The organism is Streptococcus halitosis, assembly GCF_003143695.2.
In the GTDB taxonomy this organism is placed as follows: Bacteria; Bacillota; Bacilli; order Lactobacillales; family Streptococcaceae; genus Streptococcus; species Streptococcus halitosis.
Genome location: NZ_QEMY02000001.1, coordinates 484,899 through 508,780, shown reverse-complemented (window position 1 = coordinate 508,780; position 23,882 = coordinate 484,899). Strand labels below are relative to the sequence as shown.

Annotated in this window: 29 protein-coding genes; 27 read left to right on the top strand and 2 right to left on the bottom strand. The window is 40.9% G+C overall.

Annotated features, from left to right (window positions below):
* The first annotated feature begins 1 nt into the window (after window position 1).
* The 25 genes from rpsH (at window position 2) to DB729_RS02395 (ending at window position 18,078) form a co-directional block, all read left to right on the top strand.
* Complete coding sequence (rpsH, locus tag DB729_RS02515) at window positions 2–400, top strand: 30S ribosomal protein S8 (protein WP_000245504.1); 399 nt, start codon at window positions 2–4, stop codon at window positions 398–400.
* Window positions 401–587: 187 nt separating this feature from the next.
* Complete coding sequence (rplF, locus tag DB729_RS02510; RefSeq protein ID WP_000086642.1) at window positions 588–1,124, top strand: 50S ribosomal protein L6; 537 nt, start codon at window positions 588–590, stop codon at window positions 1,122–1,124.
* Between the two features lie 83 nt (window positions 1,125–1,207).
* Window positions 1,208–1,564 carry a 50S ribosomal protein L18 gene (gene rplR, locus DB729_RS02505; protein WP_000624044.1) on the top strand — a complete coding sequence of 119 codons (357 nt, stop codon included), beginning with the start codon at window positions 1,208–1,210 and terminating at the stop codon, window positions 1,562–1,564.
* A gap of 17 nt (window positions 1,565–1,581) precedes the next feature.
* A complete protein-coding gene (gene rpsE / locus DB729_RS02500; RefSeq protein WP_000874204.1) occupies window positions 1,582–2,076 on the top strand; it encodes a 30S ribosomal protein S5 in 495 nt (164 codons plus the stop codon).
* Between the two features lie 13 nt (window positions 2,077–2,089).
* Entirely contained in the window at window positions 2,090–2,272 is a 183-nt protein-coding gene (gene rpmD, locus DB729_RS02495; RefSeq protein WP_000057241.1) for a 50S ribosomal protein L30, read from the top strand.
* Window positions 2,273–2,416: 144 nt separating this feature from the next.
* On the top strand, window positions 2,417–2,857 hold the full coding sequence (gene rplO / locus DB729_RS02490) for a 50S ribosomal protein L15 (RefSeq protein ID WP_000766089.1): 441 nt from the start codon (window positions 2,417–2,419) through the stop codon (window positions 2,855–2,857).
* Window positions 2,858–2,869: 12 nt separating this feature from the next.
* Complete coding sequence (secY, locus tag DB729_RS02485) at window positions 2,870–4,180, top strand: preprotein translocase subunit SecY (RefSeq protein WP_109289601.1); 1,311 nt, start codon at window positions 2,870–2,872, stop codon at window positions 4,178–4,180.
* Between the two features lie 156 nt (window positions 4,181–4,336).
* Window positions 4,337–4,975, top strand: coding sequence for an adenylate kinase (locus DB729_RS02480; protein ID WP_001050426.1), 639 nt, complete (start codon window positions 4,337–4,339; stop codon window positions 4,973–4,975).
* Between the two features lie 116 nt (window positions 4,976–5,091).
* Window positions 5,092–5,310, top strand: coding sequence for a translation initiation factor IF-1 (gene infA / locus DB729_RS02475; protein WP_001029883.1), 219 nt, complete (start codon window positions 5,092–5,094; stop codon window positions 5,308–5,310).
* 24 nt (window positions 5,311–5,334) lie between these two features.
* Complete coding sequence (rpmJ, locus tag DB729_RS02470; RefSeq protein WP_001808836.1) at window positions 5,335–5,451, top strand: 50S ribosomal protein L36; 117 nt, start codon at window positions 5,335–5,337, stop codon at window positions 5,449–5,451.
* Between the two features lie 17 nt (window positions 5,452–5,468).
* Complete coding sequence (rpsM, locus tag DB729_RS02465; RefSeq protein ID WP_000090786.1) at window positions 5,469–5,834, top strand: 30S ribosomal protein S13; 366 nt, start codon at window positions 5,469–5,471, stop codon at window positions 5,832–5,834.
* 17 nt (window positions 5,835–5,851) lie between these two features.
* Entirely contained in the window at window positions 5,852–6,235 is a 384-nt protein-coding gene (rpsK, locus tag DB729_RS02460; protein WP_001118385.1) for a 30S ribosomal protein S11, read from the top strand.
* A 42-nt stretch (window positions 6,236–6,277) separates the two neighbouring features.
* The gene (locus DB729_RS02455) at window positions 6,278–7,213 is read left to right on the top strand and encodes a DNA-directed RNA polymerase subunit alpha (protein WP_109289602.1); all 936 of its coding nucleotides are present in this window, start codon (window positions 6,278–6,280) and stop codon (window positions 7,211–7,213) included.
* 11 nt (window positions 7,214–7,224) lie between these two features.
* Window positions 7,225–7,611: a 50S ribosomal protein L17 gene (gene rplQ, locus DB729_RS02450; protein ID WP_000331493.1), complete on the top strand. Its 387-nt coding sequence runs from the start codon at window positions 7,225–7,227 to the stop codon at window positions 7,609–7,611.
* Window positions 7,612–7,874: 263 nt separating this feature from the next.
* A complete protein-coding gene (locus tag DB729_RS02445; RefSeq protein WP_000644110.1) occupies window positions 7,875–8,141 on the top strand; it encodes an ACT domain-containing protein in 267 nt (88 codons plus the stop codon).
* Between the two features lie 9 nt (window positions 8,142–8,150).
* Window positions 8,151–9,488, top strand: coding sequence for a PFL family protein (locus DB729_RS02440; RefSeq protein ID WP_109289603.1), 1,338 nt, complete (start codon window positions 8,151–8,153; stop codon window positions 9,486–9,488).
* A gap of 234 nt (window positions 9,489–9,722) precedes the next feature.
* A complete protein-coding gene (locus DB729_RS02435) occupies window positions 9,723–10,415 on the top strand; it encodes a histidine phosphatase family protein (RefSeq protein ID WP_109289604.1) in 693 nt (230 codons plus the stop codon).
* 160 nt (window positions 10,416–10,575) lie between these two features.
* Window positions 10,576–13,077 carry a leucine--tRNA ligase gene (leuS, locus tag DB729_RS02430; protein ID WP_109289605.1) on the top strand — a complete coding sequence of 834 codons (2,502 nt, stop codon included), beginning with the start codon at window positions 10,576–10,578 and terminating at the stop codon, window positions 13,075–13,077.
* A 258-nt stretch (window positions 13,078–13,335) separates the two neighbouring features.
* Complete coding sequence (locus DB729_RS02425; protein ID WP_109289606.1) at window positions 13,336–13,749, top strand: YjdF family protein; 414 nt, start codon at window positions 13,336–13,338, stop codon at window positions 13,747–13,749.
* A 499-nt stretch (window positions 13,750–14,248) separates the two neighbouring features.
* Window positions 14,249–15,115: an ABC transporter ATP-binding protein gene (locus DB729_RS02420; RefSeq protein WP_109289607.1), complete on the top strand. Its 867-nt coding sequence runs from the start codon at window positions 14,249–14,251 to the stop codon at window positions 15,113–15,115.
* Entirely contained in the window at window positions 15,115–15,957 is an 843-nt protein-coding gene (locus DB729_RS02415) for an ABC transporter permease (RefSeq protein WP_061418345.1), read from the top strand. The genes DB729_RS02420 and DB729_RS02415 overlap by 1 nt, the downstream gene beginning before the upstream one ends.
* An 18-nt stretch (window positions 15,958–15,975) precedes the next feature.
* Window positions 15,976–16,431: a LytTR family DNA-binding domain-containing protein gene (locus DB729_RS02410; protein WP_000701940.1), complete on the top strand. Its 456-nt coding sequence runs from the start codon at window positions 15,976–15,978 to the stop codon at window positions 16,429–16,431.
* 9 nt (window positions 16,432–16,440) lie between these two features.
* Window positions 16,441–16,860, top strand: a complete 420-nt coding sequence (locus DB729_RS02405) for a DUF3021 domain-containing protein (RefSeq protein WP_000825488.1) — start codon at window positions 16,441–16,443, stop codon at window positions 16,858–16,860.
* Between the two features lie 94 nt (window positions 16,861–16,954).
* On the top strand, window positions 16,955–17,650 hold the full coding sequence (locus tag DB729_RS02400; protein ID WP_033605849.1) for a GNAT family N-acetyltransferase: 696 nt from the start codon (window positions 16,955–16,957) through the stop codon (window positions 17,648–17,650).
* Between the two features lie 11 nt (window positions 17,651–17,661).
* Complete coding sequence (locus DB729_RS02395; protein WP_057488806.1) at window positions 17,662–18,078, top strand: GNAT family N-acetyltransferase; 417 nt, start codon at window positions 17,662–17,664, stop codon at window positions 18,076–18,078.
* 189 nt (window positions 18,079–18,267) lie between these two features.
* On the opposite strand, the gene DB729_RS02390 is transcribed toward DB729_RS02395, so the two are convergent.
* Window positions 18,268–19,146, bottom strand: a complete 879-nt coding sequence (locus DB729_RS02390; RefSeq protein ID WP_070569312.1) for an AraC family transcriptional regulator — start codon at window positions 19,144–19,146, stop codon at window positions 18,268–18,270.
* 75 nt (window positions 19,147–19,221) lie between these two features.
* Complete coding sequence (locus DB729_RS02385; protein WP_109289608.1) at window positions 19,222–20,421, bottom strand: L-lactate MFS transporter; 1,200 nt, start codon at window positions 20,419–20,421, stop codon at window positions 19,222–19,224.
* A 218-nt stretch (window positions 20,422–20,639) separates the two neighbouring features.
* On the opposite strand from DB729_RS02385, the gene DB729_RS02380 reads away from it, so the two are divergent.
* Both DB729_RS02380 and DB729_RS02375 read left to right on the top strand, forming a co-directional pair.
* Complete coding sequence (locus DB729_RS02380) at window positions 20,640–21,248, top strand: NADPH-dependent FMN reductase (protein ID WP_000779601.1); 609 nt, start codon at window positions 20,640–20,642, stop codon at window positions 21,246–21,248.
* Window positions 21,249–21,273: 25 nt separating this feature from the next.
* Complete coding sequence (locus DB729_RS02375) at window positions 21,274–23,685, top strand: flavocytochrome c (protein WP_109289609.1); 2,412 nt, start codon at window positions 21,274–21,276, stop codon at window positions 23,683–23,685.
* Window positions 23,686–23,882 lie beyond the last annotated feature (197 nt).

The following is a 23,882-nucleotide window of genomic DNA, read 5'->3' as shown; positions in this document are numbered from 1 at the left end:
AATGGTTATGACTGACCCAATCGCAGACTTCCTAACTCGTATTCGTAACGCTAACCAAGCGAAACACGAAGTACTTGAAGTACCTGCATCAAACATCAAAAAAGGGATTGCTGAAATCCTTAAACGCGAAGGTTTTGTAAAAAACGTTGAAATCATCGAAGATGACAAACAAGGCATCATCCGTGTATTCCTTAAATACGGACCAAACGGTGAAAAAGTTATCACTAACTTGAAACGTGTTTCTAAACCAGGACTTCGTGTCTACAAAAAACGTGAAGATCTTCCAAAAGTTCTTAACGGACTTGGAATTGCTATCCTTTCAACTTCTGAAGGTTTGCTTACTGATAAAGAAGCTCGTCAAAAGAACGTTGGTGGAGAAGTTATCGCTTACGTTTGGTAATATTTAGCTCCCAATTTCTTTGTGACTCTTCGTTATCGTCTCTTGCCTAACCCAAAGTTATGCCTGCGAGACGATGCCTAGATTCACTTTGAAATTGAAACCTAAATGTTCCTTTAAATCGAGAAATCGATTTAACCCCGTGAAAACTGGCCGTCAAGGCCTGACAATTTAACAGGAGAAAATAAACATGTCACGTATTGGTAATAAAGTTATCGTGTTGCCTGCTGGTGTTGAAGTCACTAACAATGACAACGTAGTAACTGTAAAAGGACCTAAAGGAGAACTTACTCGTAAGTTCTCAAAAGATATTGAAATTCGCGTGGAAGGTACTGAAGTAACTCTTCACCGTCCAAACGATTCAAAAGAAATGAAAACTATCCACGGAACTACTCGTGCCCTTTTGAATAACATGGTAATTGGTGTATCAGAAGGATTTAAGAAAGAACTTGAAATGCGTGGGGTTGGTTACCGTGCACAACTTCAAGGATCAAAACTTGTTTTGGCTGTTGGTAAATCTCATCCAGATGAAGTTGAAGCTCCAGAAGGGATTACTTTTGAACTTCCAAACCCAACAACAATTGTTGTTAGCGGAATTTCAAAAGAAGTGGTTGGGCAAACAGCTGCTTACGTACGTAGCCTTCGTTCACCAGAACCTTACAAAGGTAAAGGTATTCGTTACGTTGGAGAGTACGTTCGTCTTAAAGAAGGTAAAACAGGTAAATAATGTTGAGTTGTTGATTTTCAACCACCAACCTATTTTCCAACTTTGTGCATAGCACGCGATTTAAAACTAAAGAGGTGAAAACTGTGATTTCTAAACCAGATAAAAACAAACTCCGTCAAAAACGCCACCGTCGCGTTCGCGGAAAACTCTCTGGAACTGCTGATCGCCCACGTTTGAACGTATTCCGTTCTAATACAGGCATCTACGCTCAAGTGATTGATGACGTAGCGGGTGTAACGCTCGCAAGTGCTTCAACTCTTGACAAAGAAGTTTCAAAAGGAACTAAAACTGAACAAGCCGTTGCTGTCGGTAAACTCGTTGCAGAACGTGCAAACGCTAAAGGTATTTCAGAAGTGGTGTTCGACCGCGGTGGATATCTATATCACGGACGTGTGAAAGCTTTGGCTGATGCAGCTCGTGAAAACGGATTGAAATTCTAATAGGAGGACACTAGAAAATGGCATTTAAAGACAATGCAGTTGAATTAGAAGAACGCGTAGTTGCTGTCAACCGTGTTACAAAAGTTGTTAAAGGTGGACGTCGTCTTCGTTTCGCAGCTCTTGTTGTTGTCGGTGACCACAACGGTCGTGTAGGATTTGGTACTGGTAAAGCTCAAGAAGTTCCAGAAGCAATCCGCAAAGCAGTAGAAGATGCTAAGAAAAACTTGATTGAAGTTCCTATGGTTGGAACAACAATCCCACACGAAGTTCTTTCAGAATTCGGTGGAGCTAAAGTATTGTTGAAACCTGCTGTAGAAGGTTCTGGAGTTGCCGCTGGTGGTGCAGTTCGTGCCGTTGTGGAATTGGCAGGTGTGGCAGATATTACATCTAAATCACTTGGTTCTAACACTCCAATCAACATTGTTCGCGCAACTGTTGAAGGTTTGAAACAATTGAAACGCGCTGAAGAAGTTGCTGCCCTTCGTGGTATTTCAGTTTCTGATTTGGCATAAGAAAGGGGATAAAATGGCTCAAATTAAAATTACTTTGACTAAGTCTCCAATCGGACGCATTCCATCACAACGTAAAACTGTTGTAGCACTTGGACTTGGCAAATTGAACAGCTCTGTTATCAAAGAAGACAACGCTGCTATCCGTGGTATGATCACTGCAGTATCTCACTTGGTAACAGTTGAAGAAGTAAACTAATGAATTTTTAGGGGATGTGGCAATACTCATCCCCTAAAACTAGGTATAGTCATCTTAGATGACGATGTATAGGCGAGTTGATAAGGGAGACAACCTTTTCTCTCTTATCGGCGCTAGCATTTTACAAAAGAGGAGAAAAAAATAATGAAACTTCATGAATTGAAACCTGCAGAAGGTTCTCGTAAAGTACGTAACCGTGTTGGTCGTGGTACTTCATCAGGTAACGGTAAAACATCTGGTCGCGGTCAAAAAGGTCAAAAAGCTCGTAGCGGTGGCGGAGTTCGCCTTGGTTTTGAAGGTGGACAAACTCCATTGTTCCGTCGTCTTCCAAAACGTGGATTCACTAACATCAACGCTAAAGAATACGCAATTGTAAACCTTGACCAATTGAACGTCTTTGAAGACGGTGCAGAAGTGACTCCAGTTGTGCTTATCGAAGCAGGAATTGTGAAAGCTGAAAAATCAGGAGTTAAAATTCTTGGTAACGGTGAGTTGACTAAGAAATTGACTGTGAAAGCAGCTAAATTCTCTAAATCAGCTGAGGAAGCTATCACTGCTAAAGGTGGTTCTGTAGAAGTCATCTAAGAGAGGTGACCCATGTTTTTTAAATTATTAAAAGAAGCGCTCAAGGTTAAACAAGTTCGATCAAAAATTCTCTTTACGATTTTTATCATTCTTGTTTTCCGTATTGGGACAAGTATTACTGTTCCAGGTGTGAATGCAAAAAGTTTAGAAGCTCTTAGTGGTTTATCTTTCTTGAACATGCTTAGTCTTGTTTCAGGGAATGCCATGAAGAACTTCTCCGTTTTTGCACTCGGAGTAAGTCCGTATATCACTGCTTCCATCGTTGTTCAATTGCTACAAATGGATATTTTACCGAAGTTTGTAGAATGGGGCAAACAAGGGGAAGTAGGACGGAGAAAACTAAACCAAGCTACTCGTTATATTGCACTTGTGCTTGCATTTGTTCAATCTATCGGGATTACAGCAGGATTTAATACTCTATCTGGAGCGAAATTATTAACGACAGCTTTAACTCCACAAGTTTTTGTTACTATTGGTATTATCCTCACAGCAGGTAGTATGATTGTAACTTGGCTCGGGGAACAAATTACAGATAAGGGATACGGAAATGGTGTTTCTATGATTATCTTTGCAGGTATTGTTGCTTCAATTCCTGAGATGATTAAAGGCATCTATGTTGACTACTTCGTCAATATTCCAAGTAGCCGTTTGACTTCATCTATTATCTTTGTCGTTATTTTGATTATCGCTGTCTTGTTGATTGTTTACTTTACAACCTTTGTTCAACAGGCAGAATATAAAATTCCAATCCAATATACAAAAGTTGCTCAAGGAGCCCCATCAAGCTCATACCTTCCTTTGAAGGTGAACCCAGCGGGGGTTATCCCAGTTATCTTTGCAAGTTCCATTACAGCAGCACCTGCAGCCATTCTTCAATTTTTGAGTGCTACAGGTCATGATTGGGCTTGGGTACGTACGGCACAGGAAATGTTATCTACAACATCTCCAACAGGTGTTGCTATGTATGCCTTGTTGATCATTCTCTTTACATTCTTCTATACGTTTGTACAGATCAATCCAGAGAAGGCAGCAGAAAACTTGCAAAAGAGTGGAGCCTACATTCATGGGGTCCGTCCTGGTAAAGGGACAGAAGAATACATGTCGAAACTTCTTCGTCGTCTTGCTACCGTCGGCTCTCTCTTCCTAGGTGTTATTTCTATCTTACCTATCGTAGCTAAAGATGTATTTGGCCTTTCAGAAGTTGTTGCTTTTGGGGGAACAAGTCTACTAATCATTATCTCGACAGGTATTGAAGGAATTAAACAATTGGAAGGGTATCTATTGAAACGTAAGTATGTTGGTTTCTTAGACACAACAGAATAGTTGTAATAGGAAATAAAATTGACTATTGCTCAGAGAGTGGAGTGTAAAAATCGAAGACTTTGTCAGATTTTTATCTCCTCTCTTCTATTTTGTTTTTAAATAGGGGTTGAAATAGATTTCTGCTTCTATTTAAATACAAAATAAGGAGATCCTATCATGAATCTTTTGATTATGGGCTTACCTGGAGCAGGTAAGGGAACGCAAGCAGCTAAAATTGTGGAGAAATTCCATGTTGCACATATCTCAACAGGCGATATGTTCCGTGCTGCAATGGCTAATCAAACTGAAATGGGTGTACTCGCAAAGTCATACATTGACAAAGGTGAGTTGGTCCCAGACGAAGTTACAAATGGTATTGTTAAAGAACGCCTTTCACAGGACGATATCAAAGAAACAGGTTTCTTGTTAGATGGTTACCCACGTACGATTGAACAAGCCCATGCCTTGGATGAAACATTGGCTGAACTTGGTATTGAACTTGAAGGAGTAATCAACATCGAAGTGAATCCAGACTGTCTCTTGGAACGCTTGAGTGGCCGTATCATTCACCGCAAAACAGGTGAAACTTTCCACAAAGTTTTCAATCCACCAGTTGACTACAAAGAAGAGGATTACTACCAACGCGAAGATGATAAACCTGAGACAGTTAAGCGTCGTTTGGATGTGAATATTGCACAAGGTGAACCAATCATTGCTCACTATCGTGCTAAAGGTTTAGTTCATGATATCGAAGGAAATCAAGATATCAATGATGTGTTCAAAGACATCGAAAAAGTATTGACAAATTTGAAATAAAGCGTTTTTCATGCTTGCAAAAAATCGCGACAAATGTTATACTGAAATAGTCTGACTTATAATTGTTGCCTCTGTGTCTTGAGGCATCGAATCGAAATTTATGGAGGTGCTTTTGCGTGGCAAAAGACGATGTGATTGAAGTTGAAGGCAAAGTAGTCGATACAATGCCGAACGCAATGTTTACGGTTGAACTTGAAAATGGACATCAGATTTTAGCAACAGTTTCTGGTAAAATTCGTAAAAACTATATTCGTATTTTAGCGGGAGATCGTGTTACTGTCGAGATGAGTCCATATGACTTGACACGTGGACGTATCACTTACCGCTTTAAATAATCGAAAAACTTGGAGGGATAAGAAATGAAAGTAAGACCATCGGTCAAACCAATTTGCGAATACTGTAAAGTAATTCGTCGTAATGGTCGTGTTATGGTAATTTGCCCAGCAAATCCAAAACACAAACAACGTCAAGGATAAGATAGAAAGGAGAAAACATGGCTCGTATTGCTGGAGTTGACATTCCAAATGACAAACGCGTAGTAATCTCATTGACTTACGTTTATGGTATCGGACTTTCAACATCTAAGAAAATTTTGGCTGCTGCTGGAATCTCAGAAGATGTTCGTGTACGTGACCTTACATCAGATCAAGAAGATGCTATCCGTCGTGAAGTGGATGCAATCAAAGTTGAAGGTGACCTTCGTCGTGAAGTAAACTTGAACATTAAACGTTTGATGGAAATCGGTTCATACCGTGGTATTCGTCACCGTCGTGGACTTCCTGTCCGTGGACAAAACACTAAAAACAACGCTCGCACTCGTAAAGGTAAAGCTGTTGCGATTGCTGGTAAGAAAAAATAATATAGGAGGTAAAAGTCTTGGCTAAACCAACACGTAAACGTCGTGTGAAAAAGAATATCGAATCTGGTATTGCTCATATTCACGCTACATTTAATAACACTATTGTTATGATTACTGATGTGCATGGTAATGCAATTGCTTGGTCATCAGCTGGTGCTCTTGGTTTCAAAGGTTCTCGTAAATCTACACCATTCGCTGCTCAAATGGCTTCTGAAGCTGCTGCTAAATCTGCACAAGAACACGGTCTTAAATCAGTTGAAGTTACTGTAAAAGGTCCAGGTTCTGGTCGTGAGTCAGCTATTCGTGCGCTTGCTGCCGCTGGTCTTGAAGTAACAGCAATTCGTGATGTGACTCCAGTGCCACACAATGGTGCTCGTCCTCCAAAACGTCGCCGTGTATAATCATCGCATTACACTGCTTTTCGTTTAAGAGGGAGTAACTAAATGATTGAGTTTGAAAAACCAAATATAACAAAAATTGATGAAAATAAAGATTATGGCAAGTTTGTAATCGAACCACTTGAACGTGGCTACGGTACAACTCTTGGTAACTCTCTTCGTCGTGTACTACTAGCTTCTCTACCAGGGGCAGCTGTGACATCTATCAACATTGATGGTGTGTTACATGAGTTTGACACAGTTCCAGGTGTTCGTGAAGACGTGATGCAAATCATTCTGAACATTAAAGGGATTGCAGTGAAATCATACGTTGAAGACGAAAAAATCATTGAGCTTGACGTTGAAGGTCCTGCTGAAATTACAGCTGGAGATATTTTGACTGACAGTGATATTGAGATTGTAAATCCAGATCATTATCTCTTTACAATCGGTGAAGGTTCTTCTCTAAAGGCGACATTGACTGTTAACAGTGGTCGTGGATATGTGCCTGCTGATGAAAACAAAAAAGATAATGCGCCAGTTGGAACACTTGCTGTAGATTCTATTTATACACCAGTTACAAAAGTCAACTATCAAGTTGAACCTGCTCGTGTAGGTAGTAACGATGGTTTTGACAAATTAACCCTTGAAATCTTGACAAATGGAACAATTATTCCAGAAGATGCTTTAGGGCTTTCAGCACGTATCTTGACAGAACATCTTGATTTGTTTACAAATCTTACAGAGATTGCTAAATCTGCAGAAGTGATGAAAGAAGCTGATACTGAATCGGACGACCGTATTTTGGATCGTACGATTGAGGAACTGGACTTGTCTGTGCGTTCATACAACTGTTTGAAACGTGCCGGTATCAATACGGTGCATGATTTGACAGAAAAATCTGAAGCAGAGATGATGAAAGTACGAAATCTTGGACGTAAGAGTTTGGAAGAAGTGAAACTCAAACTCATTGACTTGGGTCTTGGATTAAAAGATAAATAAAGGAGGAATACATGGCTTACCGTAAACTAGGACGCACTAGCTCACAACGTAAAGCAATGCTTCGCGATTTGACAACTGACCTTTTGATCAACGAATCAATCGTGACAACTGAAGCTCGTGCTAAAGAAATCCGTAAAACTGTTGAAAAAATGATTACACTAGGTAAACGTGGTGATTTGCATGCACGTCGTCAAGCAGCTGCTTTTGTACGTAATGAAATCGCATCTGAAAACTATGATGAAGCAACTGATAAGTACACTTCTACTACAGCACTTCAAAAATTGTTCTCAGAAATCGCACCTCGTTATGCTGAACGTAACGGTGGATACACTCGTATCCTTAAAACTGAACCACGTCGTGGTGATGCTGCGCCAATGGCGATCATCGAATTAGTATAAAATCATCAATTTTGTTGAGTGTTATGATGATGGAGTCTTGTGCTCTTAGTCTAGCTCTGGTCTACCGCTGGGACTTCGGTCCTAGCGGGAACACTCATCATCATTTGATAGGGTAGACGCTTGTTTACGAAATTGTTTTTTTCTTAAGAACAACTTCGTAAGCAGGCGTTTTTTAGTATTTTCTATGGAAATATGCTATACTAGGTAAAAAGAAAATCAAAAACGTTCAGGTTTTTTAATAATCGTAGAGATGGGGTATAAGGATGAAGGCTATTATTACAGTGGTTGGCAAAGACAAGGCTGGGATTGTTGCAGGTGTATCTACTAAGATTGCAGAGTTGGGTTTGAATATTGACGATATTTCTCAAACAGTACTGGATGAATACTTTACCATGATGGCGGTCGTTTCTAGTGACGAAAAGCAGGATTTTACCACTCTTAGAAATGAGTTTGAAAGTTTTGGGCAAACCTTGAATGTTAAAATCAATATTCAAAGTGCAGCGATTTTTGACGCTATGTACAATATCTAGGAGGTTATCATGGATATTAGACAAGTTACGGAAACCATTGCCATGATCGAAGAGCAGAACTTCGATATCAGAACCATCACCATGGGGATTTCCCTTTTGGACTGTATTGATCCAGATATTGAACGTGCTGCTGAAAAAATTTACCAAAAAATCACCACTAAAGCTGCAAATCTAGTGGCTGTAGGAGATGAAATTGCTGCAGAACTTGGGATTCCTATTGTCAATAAACGGGTATCGGTGACTCCGATTTCCTTGATTGGTGCTGCGACTGATGCGACGGACTATGTCGTTTTGGCAAAGGCTCTTGACAAGGCTGCCAAGGAGATTGGTGTTGACTTTATCGGTGGATTCTCAGCTTTGGTACAAAAAGGCTACCAAAAAGGAGATGAAATTCTCATCAATTCTATCCCACGCGCTCTAGCTGAGACAGACAAGGTTTGTTCGTCTGTTAATATTGGCTCAACCAAGTCAGGTATCAACATGACTGCGGTTGCAGATATGGGACGTATCATCAAGGAGACAGCGAACTTATCAGATATGGGAGCGGCTAAGTTGGTCGTATTTGCTAACGCTGTTGAGGACAATCCTTTTATGGCGGGGGCCTTCCATGGTGTCGGTGAAGCAGATGTCATCATCAATGTTGGTGTTTCGGGTCCTGGCGTTGTCAAGCGTGCCTTGGAAAAGGTTCGTGGACAGAGCTTTGATGTAGTAGCCGAGACGGTCAAGAAAACGGCCTTCAAGATTACTCGTATCGGTCAATTAGTTGGGCAAATGGCGAGTGAACGTCTTGGTGTTGACTTTGGTATTGTTGACCTAAGCTTGGCGCCAACACCTGCGGTTGGTGATTCTGTGGCTCGTGTCCTTGAGGAAATGGGCCTAGAAACAGTTGGTACGCATGGGACGACGGCTGCCCTCGCTCTTTTGAATGACCAAGTTAAGAAGGGAGGAGTGATGGCTTGTAACCAAGTCGGTGGCTTGTCAGGTGCTTTTATCCCCGTTTCTGAAGATGAGGGGATGATTGCTGCGGTGCAAAATGGCTCTCTGAATTTAGAGAAACTTGAGGCCCTGACGGCTATCTGTTCTGTCGGGTTGGATATGATTGCCATTCCGGAAGATACGCCTGCTGAAACCATTGCAGCTATGATTGCGGATGAGGCGGCCATCGGTGTTATTAACATGAAAACAACGGCTGTCCGTATTATTCCAAAAGGCAAAGAAGGCGATATGATTGAGTTTGGTGGCTTGCTAGGAACAGCTCCAGTGATGAAAGTTAACGGGGCTTCGTCTGTTGATTTCATCTCTCGCGGTGGCCAAATTCCTGCGCCAATCCATAGTTTTAAAAATTAATAAAAAGTGAGAGGATTTAAGTTGAGTTTAAGGATGACGGTGTATACTATAATCATTAAATAAAGACCTCCTAACTTTATTTAATAGAAATCCTAAACTTTTTCATAATAATCTCCTAGGGAAGCTACCATGAGGGTAGCTTTTCTTTTGGATAATTTACAAATGTTGGATTTGCTTTTGAAAGCCGAATATTTCTTTGTTCCATGATATAATAGAAGAAATGGAGGATAGAAAATGTCTAAAGTAAGATTGTACTTGGTCCGTCATGGGAAAACGATGTTTAACACGATTGGACGTGCACAAGGATGGAGTGATACGCCTCTAACCGCAGAAGGTGAGTTGGGAATCCATGAACTGGGAATTGGCTTGAGAGAGTCTGGTTTACAATTTGACCGCGCTTATTCCAGTGATTCAGGGCGCACCATTCAAACTATGGGAATTATCCTAGAAGAACTTGGTTTGGAGGGAAAAATCCCTTACCGCATGGACAAGCGCATCAGAGAGTGGTGCTTTGGTAGTTTTGATGGGGCCTATGATGGGGACCTCTTTATGGGCTTGATTCCGAGAATTTTCAATGTAGACCATGTTCATCAGTTGTCCTATGCGGAGCTAGCAGAAGGTCTAGTTGAGGTTGATACTGCAGGCTGGGCTGAAGGTTGGGAAAAACTCAGTGGTCGAATCAAGGAAGGCTTTGAAGCGATTGCCAAAGAAATGGAAGAACAAGGTGGGGGCAATGCTCTCGTCGTAAGCCATGGAATGACCATTGGGACCATTGTTTATTTGATTAATGGTATGCATCCGCATGGCCTCGATAATGGTAGCGTGACGATTCTTGAATATGAGGACGGTCAGTTTAGCGTTAAGGTTGTTGGTGACCGTAGTTATCGAGAGCTAGGACGTGAGAAGATGGAAGAAATAAAAAATTGATAGAAGTTAGCTCCGATTAGGAGCTAATTTTTTTCCTGTTAAATAAGGTGGATTTGCGACCTCAGTATTTCTTGTTATCCAAGTCTAAAAGAACATTTCTCGTCTTTCAAATTCCCCTAAAAATGGTATAATAGTAACATCATAAAATTGGAGAGAGACCATGAGTTTTTACAATCATAAAGAAATTGAGCCTAAGTGGCAGGGCTACTGGGCAGAACATCATACATTTAAGACAGGAACAGATGCATCAAAACCGAAGTTTTATGCTCTCGATATGTTCCCATATCCTTCAGGAGCTGGATTGCACGTAGGACACCCAGAAGGTTATACAGCAACGGATATCCTCAGCCGTTACAAACGTGCGCAAGGATACAACGTCCTTCACCCAATGGGATGGGATGCCTTTGGTTTGCCAGCTGAGCAGTATGCTATGGATACGGGGAATGACCCAGCTGACTTTACAGCGGAAAACATTGCCAACTTTAAACGCCAAATCAATGCGCTTGGATTCTCTTACGACTGGGACCGTGAAGTCAACACAACAGATCCAAACTACTATAAGTGGACGCAATGGATTTTCACTAAGCTTTACGAAAAAGGCTTGGCCTATGAAGCCGAAGTGCCTGTAAACTGGGTTGAAGAGTTGGGAACAGCTATCGCAAACGAAGAAGTCCTTCCTGACGGAACGTCTGAGCGTGGAGGCTATCCAGTTGTCCGCAAACCGATGCGCCAATGGATGCTTAAAATCACGGCCTATGCAGAGCGCTTGCTTAATGACTTGGATGAGTTGGATTGGCCAGAGTCTATCAAGGAAATGCAACGTAACTGGATTGGGAAATCAACTGGTGCTAATGTCACTTTTAAAGTGAAAGGGACTGACAAGGAATTTACCGTCTTTACTACTCGTCCTGATACGCTTTTCGGTGCGACCTTCACAGTCTTGGCTCCTGAGCATGACTTGGTAGATGCCATCACAACAGCTGAACAAGCTGAGGCTGTAGCGGACTACAAACACCAAGCTAGTCTCAAGTCTGACTTGGCTCGTACAGACCTTGCCAAGGAAAAAACAGGGGTTTGGACGGGCGCTTATGCCATCAACCCTGTCAATGGCAAGGAAATTCCAATCTGGATTGCCGACTATGTTCTTGCGAGCTATGGTACAGGTGCAGTAATGGCTGTTCCAGCCCACGACCAACGTGACTGGGAATTTGCCAAACAATTTGACCTCCCAATCGTAGAAGTACTTGAAGGTGGAAACGTAGCAGAAGCTGCCTACACAGAAGATGGTCTTCATGTCAATTCAGACTTCCTAGATGGCCTTAACAAAGAAGACGCTATTGCTAAGATTGTGGCTTGGTTGGAAGAGAAAGGTTGTGGACAAGAGAAGGTGACTTACCGTCTCCGTGATTGGCTCTTTAGCCGTCAACGTTACTGGGGTGAGCCAATTCCAATCATTCATTGGGAAGATGGAACTTCAACAGCTGTCCCTGAAAATGAATTGCCACTTGTCTTGCCTGTAACCAAGGACATTCGCCCTTCAGGTACTGGGGAGAGTCCATTGGCTAACTTGACTGACTGGTTGGAAGTAACTCGTGAAGATGGCGTCAAAGGTCGTCGTGAAACCAACACCATGCCACAATGGGCAGGTTCGAGTTGGTACTACCTCCGCTATATCGACCCACATAACACAGAAAAATTGGCTGATGAGGACCTCCTCAAACAATGGTTGCCAGTAGATATCTATGTGGGTGGTGCAGAGCATGCTGTACTTCACTTGCTTTATGCTCGTTTCTGGCACAAATTCCTCTATGACCTCGGTGTTGTTCCGACTAAGGAACCATTCCAAAAACTCTTTAACCAAGGAATGATTTTGGGAACAAGCTACCGTGACCACCGTGGAGCTCTTGTAGCGACTGATAAGGTTGAAAAACGTGACGGTTCTTTCTTCCATGTGGAAACAGGAGAAGAGTTGGAGCAAGCGCCAGCTAAGATGTCTAAATCGCTCAAGAACGTTGTCAACCCAGACGATGTGGTGGAACAATACGGTGCCGATACCCTTCGTGTTTATGAAATGTTCATGGGGCCGCTGGATGCATCTATCGCTTGGAGCGAAGAAGGGTTAGAAGGCAGCCGTAAATTCTTAGACCGTGTTTATCGTTTGATTACAAGTAAAGAAATCACTGCGGAAAACAATGGTGCTCTTGACAAGGTTTACAATGAAACAGTTAAATCTGTCACTGAGCAAATCGAGTCCATGAAATTCAATACAGCCATTGCCCAACTTATGGTCTTTGTCAACGCTGCTAATAAGGAAGACAAACTCTATGTGGACTACGCCAAAGGCTTTATCCAATTGATCGCCCCATTTGCACCTCACTTGGCAGAAGAACTCTGGCAAACTGTTGCAGCAACAGGTGAGTCCATCTCTTACGTGGCTTGGCCAACATGGGACGAAAGCAAATTAGTTGAAGATGAAATCGAAATCGTCGTCCAAATCAAAGGTAAAGTCCGTGCCAAATTGATGGTCGCTAAAGACCTGTCACGTGAAGAATTGCAAGAAATCGCTCTAGCGGATGAAAAAGTTAAAGCGGAGATTGACGGTAAGGAAATCGTGAAGGTGATTGCGGTACCTAACAAACTCGTTAATATCGTCGTTAAATAACGAGTTTATTAGCCCTATCTGCCACCTTCAATAGTCCACTGGACTATTGAAGCCAACCAAACTCGTTAATATCGTTGTGAAATAAGATAGGAATCCTTCAGAGTAGAATCTGGAGGATTTTTAAATTGGATTATGCTATAATAGTCCCAACTAAGATAAAAACACAGTTCTGGTTGGTAGTCCAGACGTAGGCAAGCCTATCAGTAACCTTCCTCCTTGGTTGTCCATTCTTAGGGATAGATTTAAGGAGGTGCTGTCGTGGAAATCGTTTCAATTGGCTTGACAGTTTATTTTAAAGATGGATTTTGGCATGGATTGTTTGAACAAGAGTATGAGGGAACTTATCAAGTTTGTCGTGTGACATTTGGTCAGGAACCAAAAGAGGATGAAATTTTGAGACTTTTACAGACTCAGTTTGCTCGGTTATCTTTTAGTCCAGAGGCGACAGTTAAACAGCATGTGAAGATTAAGAATCCGAAGCGTCTGCAGCGAGCTGTAAAGAAACAGGTGAAGCAGAAAGTTTCTTCTAAGTCACAAGAGCTTTTACAGTTGCAGTACGAGGAACGAAAAAAGCATTCAAAACAACAGTCCAGTCTCCAAAAGCAATTGCTCAAGCAAGAGAAATTTGAACGCAAACATCAAAAACGTAGAGAGAAGCACAAGGGTCACTAGTGACTCTCTCTTTCATAAAATAGAACAGCTCTTCTTGGATAACAAGAGCTGTTTTTGCTTGTATTGAAGATTTCTTTCCTAATAGATAGACTTATCGTTAATGGCAGTTTCAAATTCAGGACCATACTTGCTTACTTCAAATTTAATCCTGCCCCATTCAGCATTTTCATTTTACTAGAAGGGAGTGTGTGCTATGATTTCTGATTCATTTTTTATTGTTTGGTTTAGCGAGAACAATACTATTGACTCTTGGATTTTTCTGCCGGATGCTATAAAACACCTCTTTTATAGCACATGTTTAAAAATATAATGTGTGGTTGTAAGTGATTTTAAACTTCCTCTAGTGATTCGATAGGAGAAAAACGGTTGCAGTCTGCTCTACTTTAATTTAACCCCCATTATTTTACCACTTGGCCTTTCATTTTAACTGCTTATCTCAAAAGTCGATTTTTCTTTCATTCTTTTTGTTAAACTAGTGAGGTAAAGAGGAGGGGAAAATATGATTTTACAAGCTAAACATTTGACTAAACGGTACGGTAATCATATGGCTGTCGATGATATTCAGTTAGAGTTTGAAAAAGGAAGTTTCAATGCTATTTTGGGACCCAATGGTGCAGGGAAATCAACCACCATTTCCATGTTAATCGGTTTGAAAAAGCCGACACAAGGTCAGATTCGATATGCGCCAAATACGAAAATCGGAGTTGTTTTTCAAGCTAGTGTACTGGATGAGATGTTGACGGTTAGGGAAAATCTCACGATTCGTGCTCAACAGTATAAGGAGATTGCGGCAAGTCGTGTGGATGATTTGATTCATCAATTGAGTTTGACTGCTTTCCAGAAACAACTATATGGGACTTTGTCAGGTGGGCAAAAACGTCGGGTTGATATTGCGCGTGCTCTTCTTTCGCGACCAGATATTCTTTTCTTGGATGAACCAACGACAGGTCTTGATATTCAAACTCGCAAATCCATCTGGGATCTACTGTATCGACTACAAAAGGATGAAGGGATGACTATTATCTTAACGACTCATTATCTGGATGAAGCAGATGAAGCGGATCAGATCTATATCGTTGATCATGGGAAAGTGATTGCGCAAGGTTCTGCGACTGCTATTAAAAGTCAGTATGCATCTAATATTCTAAAAATTCGTTTTAAGGAAATGAAGGATCTAGAAAAATTGCTACAGACTGGAATGACAGTCGAGGAAGAAAATGAGATGGAATATCTTTTTTATCCAAGGACGTCACAGGAGGCCATTGAATATTTGACAAAAGTTCGAGAAGAAATTGATTCTTTTGAGTTTCGTCCGGGTACTATGGATGATGCCTTTATTGCACTTACAGGAAGAGAGGTTCGCTAATGTTAGCTTTATTGAAACGGAATTTTATCTTATATTTTCGTAATCGTTCGGGAGTATTTTTCTCATTATTGGGGGCATTGATTTCCTTCCTCCTTTATATCATTTTTTTGCAGAAGAACTTAACGGATGCTTGGTCTCAACTCCCTGATAATACGAACCTTTTAAACAACTGGCTGATGGGTGGGACCTTGGCTGTGACTGGGATTACAACCAGTTTTACGGCTCTTACACAAATGGTACAGGATCGTGAAAATCAAGTAGATCAAGATCTCTTCTTGACAGATTTAGGTAGCTGGGGCTTACAGGCGTCCTATCTAATCAGCAGTATTATCATTTCTTTTGTCATGCAGGTGTTTATGTTTGCTGTTATGAGCCTTTATTTTAAAGAAAGTCCAGTTATCAGCCATTTACCGGAAATCGCTTTGATTATGTTATTAAGCAGTCTGATTTCAAGTTTGGTAAATGTTCTCTTGATTTACCGTTTTCAATCTGTAGATAGCCTTGGCAAACTGGCAACGATAGTGGGAACTGCCTCTGGATTTTTAGTAGGAACTTATATCCCCATTGGAGTATTACCTGATTCTGCACAGCTTTTCATGAAATGTACCCCTGCAACTTATATTGCCTCTCTCTATCGACAAGTCTTGATGAAAGAGCGGTTAGAGACCGCATTTTCAGGAAATAACAGTCTGTTACAGGAATTTCAAGAAAAAATGGGAATCCAAATCAACTGGCAAGAACTATTGACAAAGGAAGAAACATACTTTATAGTGGTTATTATCAGTCTCGTCGCTATTCTTCTTTGGATGTTATTTGTTAAAGTGTTTAGCAAGAGAAAATAAAGATGTATTGGAGAGAAAATGAAGATTCGTTTTGAAATGAAGACAGAGTTTTCAGAAAAAGACCCACACATTTTAATTCAGGCAGCTCAGTTAACCGACCAAGCAAGAGAGGTCATGGAGTATTTAGAACAATTTTCAACGACTAATCAGGTGGTCATTCCTATTCGAACGGATGATCATCTGGTTATGGTGAAAATTGAGGATCTTATTCTAGCAGATATCGATAAAAATTTGTTGACCATTTATACGGTAGATGGGATTTATAAAACTAAGGAAACATTGACAAACTTTCAGAATCGGGTTAACCGACGTAACTTTATACAGATATCACGTCATTCAATTATAAACATTGACCATCTAGAGTCATTATCGGATAGCTTTTCAGGGAACATGATGGCTAAGATGACTCGGGGTATCAAATCGAGTGTGAGTCGGAAATACGTTAAGTCCTTAATGGATTATCTAGGTTTATAGGAGAAAATCATGAAGCGATTGATTGCTTATTTTGTATCGGGAATGCGTACGGCCTCCTTTGTTTATTTGAGTTTGGTGTTATTGGCTCAGTTTTATTCAGGTATTACCTATCCCACACCAACGACAAAAAATATTCTAGCTTTGTTTTTGATGAGCGGAATTATGGGGGTATTGACCTTAATCCTTGAAAGGCTAGAGTTTCTTGCTTATAGTATGCGTGTAGGAGTTCATTTGTTAGCGACAGCTACTATTTTAGTATTGACCTACCTATTTTTTGGCTGGGGTTCAGCCTTGTTGAGTCCCTTGCTTTGGTTCTTTTTCTTATTAATTTATGGACTGATATGGTTGTACCAGATCTGGCAAACTCACAAGCTCACCCAACGAATTAATCAGGCCTTAGAAGATAAAAGAAAGAAAACGAATCACTAATGTAGTGTTGAGGATGAGGTTTGAGGAGAGTGCTAGTTTCCATATAGAGCAAATTATGATATAGTATTTTCAGCGTAAAGCAAGGAGAAAAACGATGCCAGTAAATGAATATGGTCAGATAATTGGTGAGTCAATGGAAGGTTATACTCCAGGAGAATTGCCTTCCATTGATTTCTTAGAAGGGCGCTACGCTCGGATAGAGGCTCTTTCGGTGGAAAAGCATGCGGAGGATTTATTAGCTGTTTATGGTCCAGGTACTCCTCGGGAGATGTGGACCTACCTCTTTCAGGAACCAGTGGCAGATATGGAGGAACTGGTTAGCCTTTTAAATCAGATGTTGGCTCGTAAGGATCGCTTTTACTATGCGATTGTAGACAAGGCAACTGGTAAGGCCTTGGGAACTTTTTCTCTCATGCGCATTGACCAGAATAACCGAGTAATAGAAGTGGGTGCCGTCACTTTTTCTCCAGAGCTCAGGGGAACACGTATAGGGACAGAGGCTCAGTATCTCCTAGCGCGATATGTTTTTGAGGAGCTTAACTATCGTCGCTACGAATGGAAATGTGATTCTCTAAATATCCCATCAAGACGAGCTGCGGAGCGTTTGGGCTTTGTCTATGAAGGAACCTTCCGTCAGGCAGTCGTTTATAAGGGGCGTACGAGGGATACGGATTGGCTCTCTATGATTGATAAGGACTGGCCTCAAGTCAAAGCTCGTTTGGAAGCATGGCTGGCTCCTGAAAATTTTGATAAAAATGGACGGCAGTACAAGAGCTTAAGAGAATTCTGAGAGGTATTGAGATGATGACTATTAGAAGGCAAGAAATTGTCAAGCTAGAGGATGTTTTGCATCTCTATCAGGCAGTTGGATGGACAAATTATACCCATCAACCTCAGATGTTGAAGAAAGCCTTGTCTCACTCATTAGCGATTTATCTGGCACTTGATGGCGATGCCGTGGTGGGCTTGGTCCGTTTGGTCGGAGATGGTTTTTCATCGATTTTTGTCCAGGATTTGATCGTTTTGCCTAGCTATCAGCGCCAAGGGATTGGTAGCGACTTGATGAAAGAGGCTTTAGGTGACTTCAAAGATGCCTATCAAGTCCAACTAGTGACCGAACAGACAGAAAAAACCTTGGGATTCTATCGTTCTCTGGGATTTGAAACCTTATCTACTTATGATTGTACAGGAATGATTTGGGTGGATCGAAAAAGATAAAAAAATTATTTTTTCTTAAGTAAAGTTTAAGCCTTTTCCTGTATTATATAATCATTAAATAAAGACCTCCTAACTTTATTTAATGAAATCCTAAACTTTTCTTTTTCATCATAATCTCCTAAAGAAGTCACCCAATCAGGTGGCTTTTTTGTTTGAAAAAACTCCTTAGAAAAGACTAAGGAGAAAGAATTATGTTTTCTTTTTTAGTTGTTGGTTTCGATACTGTCTAGGTGTTAGGTAATAGTGCTGCTTAAATTGACGGTTGAAGTTTGAAAGGTTGGTGAAACCGACCTGGCTTGCAATTTCTTGAATACTGAGGTTGGTTTGGACGAGTTTCTCACAGGATTTCTCAAGACGTAACTGGAGCAGGTAGTCCATACAACTGGCTCCAGTATGTTGCTTGAAAATACTCATAAAGTGATTTTTACTATATCCAAATGTTGCAGCCAGTTGCTCAATATGAATGGCTTCTGAGTAGTGCTGTTCAAGGTAGCAAATCACTTCTTTTAGTTTTTGGTATTTTTGGTAGGTATCATCTGTATAGTGTCGATTAACGTATCTATACTTAAAGAGAAGATGAAGCAATTCGTATAGTTTAGATTTTATGAGTAGATCGTAGTATATGCCTTTTTCTTCAAGGATAGAAAAAAGGGAAAGAAGGCAGGATTGAATTTGATCATAGGCCTTATCGCCTGGTGATATTTGAGGAGTGAGGCAAAAGTGACCAGAGTGGAGGGGTTGGATATAGCGTTGGCTAAAGCTGTCAATTTGACTTCTCCCAAGATAATCTAGATGAATCCGAAAGCTGGTAGAAAATAGTTCTTGATCTTTGTGAGAATAGATAGCATGGAGAGAGGTCGGTTGGATAAGAAAAATATCTCCTTCACGACTTTCAAAGCGTTCTGAGTTGATATGAACGATGGCAGAACCCTTTGTAACATAAATAATCTCTAGCTCAGGATGACAATGATAGATTGTGTCAGGAGATGTTTTGGATAAGATTTGTTTTTCAAAATCATATGGGAAGTCAGATGGGTTATCTCGTAAGAAACGTGAACGGTCTGCCATGGTAAATCCTCCCAATATTCTATTACTACTTTTATTATACCAAAAAAACTTCCTTATTTAGGAAGTTTTCGAGTTTTAAGCTTTCTTTTTCATATAAAAAATAGTAAGCATAAGTCCAATGAAGGCCAAAGCGATAGCAACATAAAAAGCTACACTATAATTTCCATTATTAGCCATTGCCATTTGAACAGCGACCTTGGGAGCGAAAAATGCTGCTAAAGAATATCCAGTGAAGACGATACCGTAGTTGACTCCTTGATTTGCAGGACCGTAATTTTCCATGACGATAGATGGGAAGACCCCCATAACACCGCCAAAGCAGATACCAAGTCCAATAATTCCTAAGGTAAACCCGAATTGACCAGGAACGATTGTTAGGGAGAATAAAGCTAGGACAATGACAGAATAAATAATCAATAAGGTCTTTGAACGGCCGATTTTATCAGAAAGTGATCCCCAGATAAAACGACCACTAGAGTTTGCGATTGAATAAAGAGAGACATAGAGAGCTGCAGTGCCTGCAGAGAGTCCAAACATTGATTGACCGATTGGTGATGCCTGAGAGGCAATCATCAAACCAGAAAAGGCGCCAACAAAGAACATGCTAATGATAATGTAAAACAGAGGACTTTGTAGCATTTGTTTCCAGTTTTTATTAGTAGATCCTTGCTTAGTTTGTACTGGAGCTTTCCAGCCTGCTGGTTGGTAGCCAATTGGAGCTGCCTTGATAAAGAAAATTGCACAGATGATAACAACTATATAGACTAGCCCAATTGTACGAAAAGCAAAGAAGGCATCTTGTTGTTGAATGAGATTGCTCGCGACTGGGGAAGCGATGACTGCGGCAAATCCCATGCCACCTGTCAGAATTCCGGAGGCTAAGCCACGTTTATCAGGGAAGAGGCGAAGTGAATTGGAGAGGGCACCCGAATAGGCAAAACCTTGACCAAGCCCAGCCATTAATCCATAAGTCAAATAAAGCATGGCTGGTGAATTGGCATAGCCGGTTAAGTAAAATCCGCTAGCAAATAGGAGAGCGCCGAGGGCGATGGTCCATTTTACATAACCTTTGTCAACTAAATAACCTCCGAGAATCATGGGGATAGGGCCGATTGCAGAGTTGATAGCAAATGCTAACATAATATCAGACATGGACCAGCCTGTTGAACTGCTAAGTGGTCCGGCAAAAACAGAAAAGGAATAGACGGCACCTGTGCAAAGAAGAATGGCTGTAGACGCGACTAAAATCCTCCAACGATTGAATGTCTCTTTCATAAAAACATCCTCCTTAAATGTATATTTTTTCACCAAGACTATATCATAGTTAAGGAAGCTGGTCAATAGTTTAAGAAGATATTTTGTTAATTTTTTCACGAACTTGTACTAAAGTACGATAATCTGATAGAATAACACGGTCTTTATTATCAAGGATTTACAAGATTTTCTAAAGTAGTATAATGAAAGTAGATTAAATAAATGAAAGGGGTATCAAGATGAAACTAGTTGCTATCGTTGGAACCAATTCAGATCGCTCAACCAATCGGAAACTCTTGAAATTTATGCAAAAGCACTTTTCGGATAAAGCCGACATTGAGGTATTGGAAATCAAACAATTGCCAGCATTTAACGAACCTGAGGACAAGCAAGCGCCAGCTGAAGTTCAAGCTTTTTCAGAAAAAATTCTTGCCGCAGATGGTGTGATTATTTCAACACCTGAGTACGACCACACGATACCAGCTCCTTTGGCCTCTGCTTTGGAGTGGATTGCTTATACCAGTCGTGCTTTGGTTAACAAACCAACTATGATTGTCGGTGCTTCTCTTGGCTTGCTAGGAACATCTAGAGCGCAGGCACATTTACGTCAGATTTTAGATGCGCCGGAGCTTAAAGCGAGAGTTATGCCTGGTACGGAGTTCTTTCTAGGTCATTCTGAGCAAGTCCTAGATGATGAGTGTCATTTGAACAATCCTGAAAAGGTTGCAGAACTAGAAGAACATTTTTCAGAGTTTCAAAATTTTGTTGAATTAACAAAAGCTTTAGTCAAACCAGAAGATACAAATCGTAAGAAATCTTTCATTTGGGAAGAATGGTTGAAAGCATAGGTATTTCAAGAAAGGAGAACAATCCATGAAATTAGTAGCTATTGTTGGGACTAATGCAAAAAAATCCTATAATCGCAACCTGTTGCAATTTATGAAAAGACATTTTGCTCAGAAAGCGGATATTGAGATTTTAGAGATAACAGATGTACCAATGTTCAATGAAACAGATGATCAAACAGATACACCTATTATTCAGAAGTTTAATCAAGCTATTTCAGAAGCTGATGGTGTCATTATCTCGACACCCGAGCACAATCATACGATTCCATCAAGTTTGAATAGCTTGCTCGAGTGGTTATCTTTTAACATTCATCCACTAGACGGAAAGCCGACAATGATTGTCGGAGCTTCTTACGATATTCAAGGTTCTTCACGTGCACAACTTCATCTTCGTCAGATTCTGGATGCTCCTGGGGTAAATGCAACAGTTATGCCAGGTAGTGAGTTTTTACTTGGTCGAGCGCATCGAGCATTTGATGATAATGGAGATTTGATTGATGAGCGAACCGTTGATTTCCTAGATAGTTGTTTTTATCGCTTCCTTCGCTTTGTATCTGTTGCAAACCAACTAAATCTTCCTGAAGAAGTCCGCTTTGAACCGGGGACTTACCATGTTACAACTGAAGGCCATAATGGTAAATTGCCGATGGATGTCACAGTTTCTGAAGGCCGTATTGAAAAAATTGAAATCGATTCTTCTGGAGAATCTTCAGGAATCGCAGATGTCGTCTTTACCCGTATTCCAGCAGAAATCATTGAGGGGCAAACATTAAATGTCGATGCGGTGTCAGGAGCTTCTGTGACTTCAAATGGTGTTTTAGATGGAGTTGCGCGTGCAGTCAAACAAGCTGGTGCAAATCCAGATGTTTTACGCAAGCGTTCAAAAGCAGCATCTGCCCTAGATAAAGAAGATAAGACCTATCAGGCAGACGTTGTCATCGTCGGAGGTGGAGGAGCTGGTTTAGCTGCGGCTGCAGCAGTCTTACAAGCGGGTAAGAAGCCAATTGTTGTTGAGAAATTTCCTGCAATTGGAGGAAATACTGTTCGTGCAGGTGGTCCAATGAATGCACCAGATCCAGCATGGCAAGGAACCTTCGCAGCTCATCCAGGTGAGGCACATACGCTTCAAGAATTGATTGCGACAGATGAATCAACGATTGACTCAGAATATCTAGAGGACTTTAGAGCCTTGAAAGTTGAGGTTGAACAGTATTTGCAGGACCCAAGCTATTTGTTCGATTCTACCTTGCTCTATCGTATCCAAACCTATATCGGTGGGAAACGAAAAGATTTACAAGGAAATGAAATTCATGGCCAATATGATTTAGTATCTGTCCTAACTGAGCGAGCCCTAGAGTCTGTTCGTTGGTTGGAAGACATCGGCGTTGAATTTGTTCGTAGCGAAGTGACAATGCCAGTTGGAGCCCTTTGGCGTCGTGGCCATAAGCCGGTTCAACCAATGGGGTATGCCTTTATATCTGTCCTACAAAAATATGTTCTAGAACATGGTGGCAAGATCTTGACTGACTCTCCAGTTAAAGAATTGCTTGTAAAAGACGGGGATGTCAAGGGTGTCAGAGCAGAAGGTCGAAACGGTCAAACCATCATTGTCAATGCAGATGCTGTTGTTCTAGCTTCTGGAGGATTTGGTGCCAATACCAAGATGCTACAAAAATACAATACCTACTGGACTGAAATTGCAGATGATATTGCCACATCTAATACACCAGCTGTAACAGGAGATGGTATTCTTTTAGGGCAAAGTGTAGGTGCAGATCTAGTGGGTATGGGCTTTAGTCAAATGATGCCAGTATCCGATCCAGTGACAGGAGCCCTCTTCTCAGGACTTCAAGTTCCTCCAGCTAACTTCATCATGGTAAATACTCAAGGGAAGCGCTTTGTAGATGAGTACGGTAGCCGAGACAAGCTATCTCAAGCGGCGATTGATAATGGAGGCTTGTTCTATCTAATCGCAGATGAACGTATCAAGGAAACTGCCTACAATACTAGCCAAGAAAAAATCGATGCCCAAGTCAAAGCAGGTACTCTCTATCGTGCAGATACGATAGAAGAGTTGGCGGTTCAGATTGGTGTAGATCCACAAGTTCTAGTGGAAACGATTAAGAATTACAATTCCTATGTAGATGCAGGTTTTGATCCTGAATTTAATAAAGGTAGCTTTGATCTTAAGTGTGAGGTTGCGCCATTTTACGCAACACCGAGAAAACCAGCTGTTCACCATACAATGGGTGGGCTCAAGATTGATACTTCAACACACGTTTTGAATGCAAAAGGTCAGATTATCCCTGGTTTGTATGCTGCCGGAGAAGTCGCAGGTGGACTCCATGCAGGTAACCGTCTAGGAGGAAATTCGCTTACGGATATCTTTACTTTTGGACGTATTGCAGGTCAAACAGCTGTTAAAGAAAATTGTTAGTGATTGATTTAAAAATTAAGGGAATTTTAAGTCTCCTTGTGTATTATATAATCATTAAATAAAGACCTCCTAATACTCTTCGAAAATCTCATCAATCTTCGTTAGAGTCGACTTAGCTAACTATAGTTACGCTTGCGTCTATCTGCCTAGTCTGATTTCGATTTTCATTGAGTACCCTTTATTTAATGAAATCCTAA